Consider the following 11,451-nt stretch of genomic DNA (forward strand, 5'->3'; position numbering starts at 1 on the left):
GGGTGCGCCCACGGGGTCTCCTCGGGACGGGTCTCAGGTGGGCACCATCCTGCACCCCGGCGGCCGTCAGCGGGACTCCCGGTGCGGGCCGGGGGAGCGCGGACGCCCGCTTTGCCCCTCGCCGCACAGTGATCCGACCCATGCCCGCGCATGCGGAGCCCGTCGTGTTGTGTGCGAACGTTGTCTAATACAGGATCAGCAGGGCACTCGGAAGGAGCCCGACATCACCAGCGATCTCCCGCGTCTCGCGGCGGTGACCCGGCCGCACCGGGGGACCGGCATGGCCGGTTCCTCCGTCGTGCCGTATCCGCACGGCGGCATGGGACGTCATCCCAACCTGCCTCCCGGCGAGCGGCTGCGGGTGCTGCTGGTGGAGGACGACGAGGGCGACGCCTTCCTGGTCGGTGAGCTGCTCGCCGAGACCAACTCGATGATCGACCTGCTGGTGGCGACCAGCCTCAGCGAGGCCCGGCAGCGCGTGATGGGCGTCGACTGCGTCCTGCTCGACCTGGGCCTGCCCGACGCGCAGGGCCTCGACGGGCTGCGTCAGGTGCTGGAGATGGCCAGTGGCGCCGCCGTCTGCGTGCTGACCGGCCGCTCCGACGAGCACCTCGGCATCGTCGCCGTCGCCGAGGGCGCCCAGGACTACCTGGTCAAGGGCCAGGTCGACGGGGTGCTGCTGACCCGGGCGCTGCGCTACGCGGTGGAGCGCAAGCGGGCCGACGAGAACGCCCGGCGGCTGCGCGAGGTCGAGTTGCGCCAGGCCGAGTCCGCCCGCCTCGAACGGGGCCTGCTGCCCCAGCCGCTGATGACCACCGACGTCGTCGCGGTGCACACCTTCTACCGGCCCGGCCGGCACGCCGCCCTGATCGGCGGTGACTTCTACGACGTGGTGCAGACCCGGCCCGACCGGCTCGACCTGATCGTCGGCGACGTCTGCGGGCACGGCGTGGACGAGGCGGCCCTCGGCGTCGAGCTCCGGGTCGCCTGGCGGGCGCTGATCCTCGCCGGTGTGCCCGACGACGAGGTGCTCCCGGCGCTTGAACAGGTGCTGATGAGCGAGCGCCGGCTCCAGGAGATCTTCGCGACCGTCGCGACCGTGCGGCTGGACCTCGACGCCAACCGGGCCACCGTCCGGCTGGCCGGGCACCCGCCGCCGCTGCTGCTCGCCGGGGGCAAGGTGGTGCCGGTTCCGGCACCCGGCGGCCTGCTGCTCGGCGTACGACCCCGCCGGCCCGTGGCCTACGACCTGGAGTTCGACACCGATGACTGGTCCCTGTTGATGTACACCGACGGCCTCATCGAGGGCCGGATCGGCGAGGGCGACGAGCGCCTCGACGTGCCGGGCCTCAGCGGACTGCTCGCCGATCCGGCGACCCTCGCCGTGCCGCTGTCGGAGCTGCCGGCCTGGCTGGTCGGGCGAGCCGAGCAGCTCAACGGCGGTCCGTTCGCCGACGACGTCGCCATGCTCCTGGTCAGCCGGGGCGGTGGCAGGTGACGCGCGTCGGCGACTGGACCCTGCGCCGGCGGGTCGTCACGCTGCTCACCGTCGTCGCGGTCCTGCTGATCGGGCTGGCCGGCGGCGAGGTGGCGCTGGCGGCGAAGAACCGGACGCACATCGACGCGATCCTGTACAAGACCGGCCCGCTGCGGGTGCAGGCGCAGGAGCTGCTGAACGCGTTGCTGGACCAGGAGACGGCGGTCCGCGGCTACGCGGTCAGCGGCAACCCGGCGGACCTGACGCCGTACGAGGCGGGCCGGAAGCGCGAGCAGGACCTGGTCGCCTCGATGCAGCGGCTGGTCGACGACTATCCGGAGCTTCGGCAGGAGATCCGGCTGGTCGAGGAACGGGCCGAGGCGTGGCGCCAGGCGGTGGCGGTGCCGGTGGTCACCACGACGCAGCAGAACGGCACGACCGCGGGGCAGGCGCTCATCACCGACCAGGCGCGGGAGCAGTTCGACGACGTACGCGGCGCCGTCGACCATCTCCAGCAGGAGATCTTCGAGGCCCGGCAGCGCAGTGCCGAGGACGTCCTGCGGACGAGCAACCTGCTGGTCGTCCTGCTGATCGCCGCCCTCGCGGTGGTGATCATCGCCGGCAGCATGCTGCTGGTCTCCCTGGACAAGATGGTGATCCGCCCGCTGACCGGCCTCGCCGACCAGGTCCGCGAGGTGGCCGAGGGCGACTACCAGCACGGGATCGCCGGCGCCGGTCCGCCCGAGTTCCTCCGGCTCGCCGAGGACGTGGACGCCATGCGGCGCAAGATCGCCAAGGACCTGGCCGAGGTACGGGAGGCCCGGGAGCGGATCGAGTGGGTCAACAGCCAGCTCCAGAAGCAGGCCGAGGAACTCACCCGCTCCAACCGTGACCTGGAGCAGTTCGCGTACGTCGCCTCGCACGACCTCCAGGAGCCGCTGCGCAAGGTGGCCAGCTTCTGCCAGCTCCTCCAGCGCCGCTACGCGGGGCAGTTGGACGAGCGGGCCGACCAGTACATCGCGTTCGCGGTCGACGGCGCGCAGCGGATGCAGCGTCTGATCAACGACCTGCTCGCCTTCTCCCGGATCGGCCGGCTCACCACCGGCTTCACCGAGGTCGACATGAACAAGATCATGGGCGACGTGGCCGGCCAGACCGAGGCGGCCCGGCAGTACGCCGACGCGGAGCTGACCTGGGGCGAGCTGCCCGTCATCCGTGGCGAGGAGCCGCTGCTGACGAACCTGCTGGCCAACCTGGTCAGCAACTCGGTCAAGTTCCGCCGCCCCGACGTGCCCCCGAAGGTGCACGTCTCGGCCCGTCTCGTGGGCGACGAGTGGGAGATCAGCTGCCAGGACAACGGCATCGGGATCGAGCCGGAGTTCGCCGACAAGATCTTCGTCATCTTCCAGCGGCTGCACGCGAAGGACGCGTACCCGGGCACCGGGATCGGGCTGGCGATCGTCAAGAAGATCGTGGAGTACCACGGCGGTCGGGTCTGGGTGGACACGGGCACCGAGGAGGGCACGGCGATCCGCTTCACCCTCCCGGCGCTCCCCGAGGACGTCGAGGCGGCCGCCGCGTCCGCAGCCGAGCCGGCGACCGGGGACGGCGTGGCCGGGGACGGCGACGGGACGCCCGGGGACGGCGACGAGCCCGCCGCCGGGGCCGGCACGGGCGGCGCCCCGGCGCAGGCCGACCGGCGCGCCGACGAGTCGGAGACCACGGACGGGCCCGGCCGGGCACCGGAAGGCGGTAGAACGGGTGACATGAGGGAGACGGTGGGATGACCGCGCCGGCGGACGGCAAGAGCCCGATCGAGGTCCTGCTGGTCGAGGACGATCCGGGTGACGTGTTGATGACCCAGGAGGCGTTCGAGGAGCACAAGCTCCGCAACCGGCTGACCGTCGTCTCCGACGGCGCCGAGGCGCTCGCCTACCTGCGGCGGGAGGGCCAGTACGCCGACGTGGTGCAGCCGGACCTGATCCTGCTCGACCTGAACCTGCCGCGCCGCGACGGCCGGGAGGTGCTGGAGGAGATCAAGTCCGACGAGCAGCTCTGCCGGATCCCGGTGGTGGTGCTGACGACCTCCCAGGCCGACGAGGACATCCTGCGCAGCTACCAGCTGCACGCCAACGCGTACGTGACGAAGCCGGTGGACTTCGAGCGCTTCATCTCGGTGGTCCGGCAGATCGACGAGTTCTTCGTCAGCGTGGTGAAGCTGCCGCCGCGTGGCTGACACCCTGCTCGACGACGTCGGTGGTCTGCTGCGCGAGACCGCCGACCAGGTCGTGCTTCCGCTGTTCCGCAAGCTCGACGAGGCCGACGTGAGCGAGAAGGCGCCGGGCGACCTCGTCACCGTGGCAGACCGCCGCGCCGAGGAGGTGATCTCGGCGGCCCTGCGCCGGCTGCGCCCCGGCTCGGTGGTGGTGGGCGAGGAGGCGGTCGCCGACGACCCGGCCCTGCTGGAGCACCTGCGCGCCTCCGGCGACGTGTGGCTCGTCGACCCGGTCGACGGCACCTCGAACTTCGCCGCCGGCCGGCAGCCGTTCGCGCTGATGGTGGCGCTGCTGACCGACGGGGATCCCGTCGCCGCGTGGGTGCTCGACCCGCTCGCCGGGACGCTGGCCGTCGCGCGGGCCGGCGAGGGCACCTGGCTCGACGGCCGGCCGGTGCGGACCGGCGACCGGGCGCCCGCGCTCGACGCGGTGCGCGGCGCCGCGATGTCGCACGCGCTGCCGGCCGCGCCGCGCGCGCTGGTCGAGGCGGGCGGCGCGCGGCTGGGCGAGATGCTGCCCGGCCAGCACTGCGCCGGCCGGGAGTACCTGGACGTGCTGACCGGGGACCAGGACTTCGTGCTCTTCTGGCGCACCCTGCCGTGGGACCACGCCCCGGGCGCCCTGCTGGTCCGGGCGGCGGGCGGGGTCGCGCGGCGCTTCGACGGCACCGACTACCGCCCGGGGGACGACGGCCACGGCCTCCTGGTCGCCGCGAGCGAGCAGATCTGGGTGGACGTGCGTGAGGCTCTGCTCGACGGCGCGTGACGTCGCTGCGACCCTGCGTGGACGTCCGACGGTCCGGGCGTTCGCGGGCCTGGCCCGGCGTGCTCCGTCCGGTATCCTGACCGCCGGTCTCCGCCAGCAGGCCGCCGACCGGCGCCCGGCGGGGGCCGCCGCCGCGCCGTGTTGTCATCCGGGGCCGGCGGCCGACGGAAGGATGCTTTCGTGCGCAGGACCATGCCCGTCGGGCGTCACGGTCGCCCGCTGACCGCCCTGTCGGCCGGGCGACGTGCCCGCCGTCCGCTGACCGCCCTGCTCGTCGCCGTCACGCTGCTCTTCGGCGTCGGCGCCGTGCCGGCGTACGCGGAGCCCAACGAGGGCGGCACCAAGAAGCTCCGGGACGCCCTGGAAGCCACCGCCAAGGCGCACATCGAGGCCAAGGGGAAGCTGGAGAACTCCAAGGTCCGGCAGAAGCAGCTGGCCGGGCAGCTGGGCGCCGTGGAGGTCCGGCTGGTCGAGCTGACCGCACAGGTCGGCGAGGTGGCCGCACAGTCCTACCGGCTGGGCCGGCTGACGCCCACGTCGATGCTGCTCAACAGCGCCTCCCCCGAGGCGTTCCTGGACCGGGCGGCCAGCCTCGACCTGATGGCCCAGCGCGACAGCAGGCGGCTGCGCAGCCTGATCGAGGCGCGGGAGCAGGCGCGACAGGCCAAGATCGCCATCGACACCGAGGTGCGGGAGCAGCAGAAGCAGCTCGCCGTGATGGCGAAGAAGAAGAAGGAGGCCGAGGCGGCGCTCGCGGAGGTCAGCTCGGGCAGCAGCGGCGGGTTCAGCGGCGGCAGCTCCTCCTCGGCGAAGCCGGCCCCCCGCAACTCGGACGGCTCCTGGCCGTCGGAGTCCTGCTCGCTGAACGACCCGACCAGCTCCGGCTGCATCACCCCGCGCACCCTCAACGCCCTCAACCAGACCAAGGCGGCCGGCTACAAGCGGTACGTCAACTGTTTCGACAACCGCCCCTCCGGCGAGCACCCCAAGGGCCGGGCCTGCGACTTCTCGGCCGCGGCCGGCGGGTTCGAGAACAAGACCGCCACCGGCGGGGACAAGGCGTACGGGGACAGCCTCGCCGCCTGGCACGTGCGCAACGCCAGCCGGCTGGGCGTGCTCTACGTGATCTGGTACCGGCAGATCTGGCACCCCGGCACCGGCTGGCGGGCGTACGGCGGCAGCGGCAGCCCCGCCGCCGACCACACGAACCATGTTCATCTCTCGATGTACTGACCCGGGGGCCCAGTTTTCCTGCGTACCATCGCGCGGGTGAGCTCCCCATCCTCCGACGTCACGGTCCCGCCCACCCAGCCGGCGGCGGCGACCCCCCGGGCGCTGCCCAACGGCCTCGCCGCGTTCCTGGTCTTCTTCTCCAGCGGCGCCGTCCTGGTGCTGGAGACCGCCGCGCTGCGGCTGGTCGGGCCGTACGTCGGGGTGACCCTCCAGGTGACCAGCTCGGTCATCGGCATCGCCCTGGCCGCCATCGCCTACGGCGCGTGGACGGGCGGCTGGCTGGCCGACCGGCGCAACCCGAGGGCGATGCTGGCCCCGGCGCTGGTGCTGGCCGGCATCGCCACGGCCGTCACCCTGCCCGTCGTCCGGTACGCCGGCGAGGTGCTGCGCGGCGGGGCGGCCTCGGCCATCCTGCTGCTCGTCGCACTCGCCGTTTTCGTGCCGGCGGCCCTGCTCGCCGCCGTCACCCCGCTGGTCGTCAAGCTCCAGCTCGCGGACCTGCGGCGCACCGGCCAGGTGGTCGGCCGGCTCTCCAGCGTAGGCACGCTGGGCGCGGTCACGGCCACCCTGGTCACCGGTTTCGTGCTGGTGGCCGCGCTGCCCAGCACGGTCATCCTGTTCGCCCTGGCGGCCTCGCTCGGGCTCACCGGGCTCGGCCTCGGGGTGTGGCTGCGCCGCCAGGACCGCGCGGAGCTGCCCGGCCCCGCCCGCGCCAAGGCCGCCCTGGCGGTGCTCGGTCTCGTCGGCGCCGGGCTGACCACCGTCGCCCCGAACCCGTGCGACATCGAGACCGCCTACCACTGCGCCAGCGTGGAGGTCGATCCCGGCCGGGACTCCGGCCGCACCCTGCTGCTCAACTCGGCGCAGCACTCGTACGTGGACCTCGCCGACCCCACCCACCTGGAGTACGCGTACACCCGGTGGATCGGGGCGGTGGCCGACGTGGTCGCCCCGCAGGGGCAGCGGCTCGACGCGCTGCACCTGGGCGGCGGCGGGTTCACCGTGCCCCGCTACCTGACCGCCACCCGTCCGGGCACCGACAACGTCGTGTTCGAGATCGACGGCGGGCTGGTCGAGCTGGGCGAGCGGCAGCTCGGCGTACGCCAGGGGCCCGACCTGCGGGCGGTCGTGGGTGACGCCCGGCTGCTCGTCGCGGGGGAGGCCACCGACAGCCGCGACCTCGTGGTCGGCGACGCGTTCGGGCACCTGGTGGTGCCCTGGCACCTCGCCACCCGGGAGATGGCCGCCGAGGTCCGCCGGGTGACCCGCCCCGGCGGCGTCTACGTGCAGAACGTCATCGACTACCCGCCGCTGCGCTTCATCCGCAGCGAGCTGGCCACCGTCGCCGCCGAGTTCCGGCACGTCGCCCTGATCGCCCCGGCGGCGGCGCTCGCCGGTCAGGAGGGCTCGAACTTCCTCATCGTCGCCTCCGACGCCCCGCTGCCGCTGGAGGCGGTCCGCGCCCGGCTGGCCGAGCTGCGGGAGGACGCCAGCCTGCTGGCGGGTGCCGACCTCACCGCGTTCGTCGGCGAGGCGCTGGTGCTGACCGACGACTACGCGCCCGTGGACCAGCTCCTCGCCACCGCCTGAACGGGTGAATCGCTGACCGATTCCGACCCTTCAGGTGTAGCCGGGTCGGTCCGGGGCAACAACGACCCTCATGGGTGGACCGATCCGGGACGGCGCACAACTGCTGGGCGAACGGTACCGGCTGATCGAACAGCTGGGGGCGGGCGGCATGTCCGTCGTCTGGCGCGGCTACGACGAGGTGCTGGGCCGGCAGGTGGCGGTCAAGGTGCTCGCGTCGCGGCTGGCCGCCGACCGCGCGTTCCGGCACCGCATCCGGATCGAGGCGCAGGCCGCGGCCCGGCTGTGCCACCCCAACATCACCAACGTCTACGACTACGGCGAGTCGGAGCAGGTCGGCCTGACCGTGCCGTACGTCGTCATGGAGCTGGTCGACGGGGAGTCGCTGACCGGCCGGCTGCGCCGGGGCAGTCTGCCCTGGCGGGAGGCGGTGACGATCGGCGCGGAGGTCACCTCGGCGCTGGCCACCGCGCACGCCCGTGGCGTGGTGCACCGCGACGTCACCCCGGGCAACGTCATGCTGACCGCCACCGGCGTGAAGGTGGTCGACTTCGGCATCTCCGCGCTGGTGGGGGAGAAGGAGAAGGGGCCGGACGGCGCACTGCTCGGCACCCCCGCGTACCTCGCCCCGGAGCGGCTCGACAACGGCCAGGTCTCCCCGGCCACCGACGTGTACGCGGTCGGCCTGCTGCTCTACCGGATGCTCACCGGCCGGCTGCCGTGGCAGGCGAGCACCACCACGCAGATGCTGCGCGCCCACATGTACAACGAGCCGGAGCCGATGCCGCCGGTGCCGGGACTGCCCGACGAGGTGCGCGAGCTCGTGAGCCGCTGCCTGGCCAAGCGCCCGGGCGACCGGCCCGCCACCGCCGAGGTCACGCGTACGCTCGCCGAGGCCGCCGGCATGATCGCCCCGGTGCCGGTCTCCCCCGCATCGGGGCCCGTGGACGAGGCCGCGCTGGCCGCCGCCGGCACCACGATCCTGCCCTGGTCCGCCGCGACCGACGCGCTGCCGTTCTCCCGTACGCGCAACCGGCGCGCGGCGACCCGGCGCCGGCGGATCGAGGCGGGGGTGGCCGCCGCCGGGCTGGTGGCGGTGACCGCGGCGCTGTGGGGGGTGACCTCGCACAGCCCCGCCAGCGGCGGCATCGACCAGCCGACGGAGGCGCGGATGGGGGCGGAGACGCCGCCGCCCTGCCGGGTCACGTACGCGCTGCGCACGGACTCCGGCAAGGACTTCGCCGCCGAGCTGACCCTGACCAACACCGGCATGCGGGAGTTGCGCGACTGGCGGCTGAGCTTCACCTTCCCCAGCCAGCAGACCGTGACGAAGGCGACCCCCGTCCCGGTGCGCCAGCAGGGGCGCACGGTGCTCGTGGAGGCGGCTCCGGAGCGGGCCGCGCTGGCCCCCGGCGCGTCCGAGAAACTCACGCTGACCGGCCGCCACGGCGGGGCCAACCCGCTGCCGCTGGAGTTCCGCCTCGGTGACGAGGCCTGCGGGGCGCAGGTCTCCGGGGTGGCCGGCGCGGCGCCCAGCGTGGCACCCACCAAGGCGCCGGCCAAGGCACCGGTCAAGGCGCCCACCGTCAAGGCCCCGCCGAAGAAGGCTGGCACGTCGGCCGGGAACTCCGGCGGGTCCAAGGCCAAGTCCGACAACTCCGGCAAGGGCAAGGGCAAGGCGGGTGGTGGAAAAAAAGTAAGCCAGGAAACGGAAAGGGAAAGGGACACGGAAAGGGACGATGACGACGACTGAGCCCGCCGGGGTCAGCTGAACTCCGAGAACCGTTGCACCTGCTCGATGTCCCCCTCGACGATCAGCATGCTGCCCGGGGCGATCACGGTGGCGTCGGTGGCGTACCGGAAGCGTTCCCCGGGCAGCTTCACGCCCACCACGCGTACGCCGTAGCGCCCGGTGGGCGTCAGTTCCGAGAGCGGCCGGCCGAGCATCGCCTCCGGGGCGCACACCTTGGCGATGGCGAAGTCGTCGCCGAACTCGATGAAGTCGAGCATCCTGCTGACGATGAGGTGGGCCAGCCGCTCCCCGGTCTCCGCCTCGGGAAAGATCACGTGGTGCGCGCCGACCGAGTTCAGGATCTTGGCGTGCTTCGTCGAGGTGGCCCGCGCCCAGATCTGCGGTACGCCCAGCTCGACCAGCGCCAGCACCGTCAGCACGCTCGCCTCCAACGAGGCGCCGATGGCGACCACCGCCCGGCCGAAGTCCGCCACGCCGAGCTGGCGCAGCGACCCCTCCTCGGTGGAGTCGGCCTGCACGACGCGGTCGAGCTGCGCCGACCACCGCTGCACCTGCTCCGGGTTGCGGTCGATGGCCAGCACCTCGTGGTTCATCGCGGCCAGTGCGCCGGACAGGTGACACCCGAACCGGCCCAGTCCGATCACCACGACGCTGCCTTCGTCCGTCCTCCTAGCCGACAACGGGTTGCTCCTCCGGGTAGCGGTACAGCCGCCGGCGGGTGTTCAGGGCGAGCGCCGACCCGAGGGTCAGCGGCCCGATCCGGCCGACGAACATGAGGATGATCAGGGCGAGCTGGCCGTTCTCCGGCAGCGACGCGGCGATCCCGACGCTGAGTCCGGTGGTGGTGAGCGCCGACGTGACCTCGAACAGCGCCGCGTGGAAGGGGACTCCCTCGGTGATGAAGATCAGCAGCACCGTGCCGCAGGCCAACAGCGCGACGCTGAGCAGGGCGACGGTGATGGCCTGCCGCTGGCTGGCGGTCGCCACCCGGCGTTTCCCGACCGTCACGTCCGGCTCTCCCCGCAGTTCCGCCCACATCACGAAGGCGAGCAGGAAGAAGGTCGCCACCTTGATCCCGCCGGCCGTGCTCGCGCTGCCGCCGCCGATGAACATCAGCGCGATGAAGAGGGGATAGCTCTCCTCCTCCAGGCCATCCACGTCCAGGACGTTGAAACCGCCGGTGCGGATGTACGAGTTCTGGGCGAACGCCACCAGGAGCTTGTCCGGCCAGGTGTAGATGCCCAGGGTGCGCGGGTTGGCCCACTCGATGGTCAGCAGGGCGGTGAAGCCCACCACCAGCAGTGTCAGGCTGCCCCAGACGGTCAGCTTGGTGGCGACCGCCCACCGGGTCGGGTGCCGCCACTCCCGCGCCGCCTCGAAGAGCGCCGGGAAGCCCAGCCCGCCGATGATCGTGCCGAAGGCCAGCGGCAGGGTGACCCAGGCGTCGGTGGAGAAGGCGACCAGGCTGTCGGTGTAGAGGGCGAACCCGCCGTTGTTGAAGGCCTGGACGGCGTGGAAGACGCTGCCCCAGAGGGCCCGGCCGAACGGGTAGTCGTAGGTGATCCACAGCCGGGCGGTCAGGATCGCGGTGATGACCGCCTCGCAGGCCAGCGCGAGGCCGGCGATGTGCAGCAGCAGCCGGCGTACGTCGCCGATGCCGAACTCGGCGGTCTCGGCCTGCACCAGCAGCCGGCTGCGCAGCCCCAGCCGCCGGGCCACCACGAGGATCACCAGGGTCGCACCGGTCACGATGCCGAGGCCGCCGACCTGGGTGAGCACGGTGATCATCACGAGCCCGAACCCGTTCCAGTAGTTCGGGGTGTCCACCACCGCCATTCCGGTCACCGAGACCGCCGAGGTGGCGGTGAAGAGGGCGGTCAGGAACGGGGTGTGCCGGTACTCGCTGGTGGCCCAGGGCAGCATCAGCAGTCCGGTGCCGACCAGGATCGTCACCAGGAAGCCGAGCGGCACGAGCCGTACGGGGTGACGAAGAAGCCGGCGCACCAGACAATCTTCCTTTTCCGGCGCGATCCGGGTGTGCAAACCGGCATCCCGACCGAGCCCGAACCACGCCCCGCCACCCGCCCTGCCGCCATCCGCCCCGCCGGGTCCTTCCTGTGCGAGGCTGTCGAGCTGATGTCGTAGACGATTCAGGCGCGCCGGGCTGCGCAGCCGCTGTCGAGCTGCCCCATCCATGGGGGCGGCGGCCCACGCCGGACGAGGCCGTCCACCAGGCCGGTGACCAGCGGGATGCGCCGCCGTCCTCGGCCAACGTCAGCCAGACCAGCCGGGGCGGCCCCCTTCACGGCACCTGCCGGACCCCCAGCCTGCTTCGCGCCGTCCGCCCGGCACACCCCGCA

Annotated in this window: 9 protein-coding genes; 7 read left to right on the forward strand and 2 right to left on the reverse strand. The window is 72.9% G+C overall.

From position 1 onward, the window contains the following. Positions 1-319: 319 nt before the first annotated feature. The 7 genes from F6X68_RS24435 (at position 320) to F6X68_RS24465 (ending at position 9,091) form a co-directional block, all read left to right on the forward strand. Complete coding sequence (locus tag F6X68_RS24435; RefSeq protein WP_151456478.1) at positions 320-1,498, forward strand: PP2C family protein-serine/threonine phosphatase; 1,179 nt, start codon at positions 320-322, stop codon at positions 1,496-1,498. Further along, a complete protein-coding gene (locus tag F6X68_RS24440; protein ID WP_225852396.1) occupies positions 1,495-3,264 on the forward strand; it encodes an ATP-binding protein in 1,770 nt (589 codons plus the stop codon). The genes F6X68_RS24435 and F6X68_RS24440 overlap by 4 nt, the downstream gene beginning before the upstream one ends. Continuing rightward, on the forward strand, positions 3,261-3,713 hold the full coding sequence (locus tag F6X68_RS24445; protein ID WP_151456480.1) for a response regulator: 453 nt from the start codon (positions 3,261-3,263) through the stop codon (positions 3,711-3,713). Before F6X68_RS24440 ends, F6X68_RS24445 begins: the two co-directional genes overlap by 4 nt. Beyond that, the gene (locus tag F6X68_RS24450; protein WP_151456481.1) at positions 3,706-4,518 is read left to right on the forward strand and encodes an inositol monophosphatase family protein; all 813 of its coding nucleotides are present in this window, start codon (positions 3,706-3,708) and stop codon (positions 4,516-4,518) included. Before F6X68_RS24445 ends, F6X68_RS24450 begins: the two co-directional genes overlap by 8 nt. A gap of 192 nt (positions 4,519-4,710) precedes the next feature. Further along, positions 4,711-5,751 (forward strand): hypothetical protein, encoded by a 1,041-nt coding sequence (locus F6X68_RS24455; RefSeq protein ID WP_151456486.1) that lies wholly within the window; start codon positions 4,711-4,713, stop codon positions 5,749-5,751. Between the two features lie 36 nt (positions 5,752-5,787). After that, on the forward strand, positions 5,788-7,341 hold the full coding sequence (locus F6X68_RS24460; protein ID WP_151456482.1) for a fused MFS/spermidine synthase: 1,554 nt from the start codon (positions 5,788-5,790) through the stop codon (positions 7,339-7,341). A gap of 70 nt (positions 7,342-7,411) precedes the next feature. Further along, complete coding sequence (locus tag F6X68_RS24465; RefSeq protein WP_151456483.1) at positions 7,412-9,091, forward strand: serine/threonine-protein kinase; 1,680 nt, start codon at positions 7,412-7,414, stop codon at positions 9,089-9,091. 11 nt (positions 9,092-9,102) lie between these two features. On the opposite strand, the gene F6X68_RS24470 is transcribed toward F6X68_RS24465, so the two are convergent. Beyond that, positions 9,103-9,771, reverse strand: coding sequence for a TrkA family potassium uptake protein (locus F6X68_RS24470; RefSeq protein ID WP_151456484.1), 669 nt, complete (start codon positions 9,769-9,771; stop codon positions 9,103-9,105). Further along, positions 9,761-11,095: a TrkH family potassium uptake protein gene (locus tag F6X68_RS24475; protein WP_151456485.1), complete on the reverse strand. Its 1,335-nt coding sequence runs from the start codon at positions 11,093-11,095 to the stop codon at positions 9,761-9,763. Before F6X68_RS24475 ends, F6X68_RS24470 begins: the two co-directional genes overlap by 11 nt. Positions 11,096-11,451: the final 356 nt, after the last annotated feature.

The organism is Micromonospora sp. AMSO12t (assembly GCF_008806585.1).
GTDB lineage: Bacteria > Actinomycetota > Actinomycetes > Mycobacteriales > Micromonosporaceae > Micromonospora > Micromonospora reichwaldensis.

Coding starts and splice junctions, on each gene's coding strand:
- F6X68_RS24435 (WP_151456478.1), top strand. CDS start 320: ATGGGACGTCATCCCAACCTGCCTCCCGGCGAGCGGCTGCGGGTGCTG.
- F6X68_RS24445 (WP_151456480.1), top strand. CDS start 3,261: ATGACCGCGCCGGCGGACGGCAAGAGCCCGATCGAGGTCCTGCTGGTC.
- F6X68_RS24455 (WP_151456486.1), top strand. CDS start 4,711: ATGCCCGTCGGGCGTCACGGTCGCCCGCTGACCGCCCTGTCGGCCGGG.
- F6X68_RS24465 (WP_151456483.1), top strand. CDS start 7,412: ATGGGTGGACCGATCCGGGACGGCGCACAACTGCTGGGCGAACGGTAC.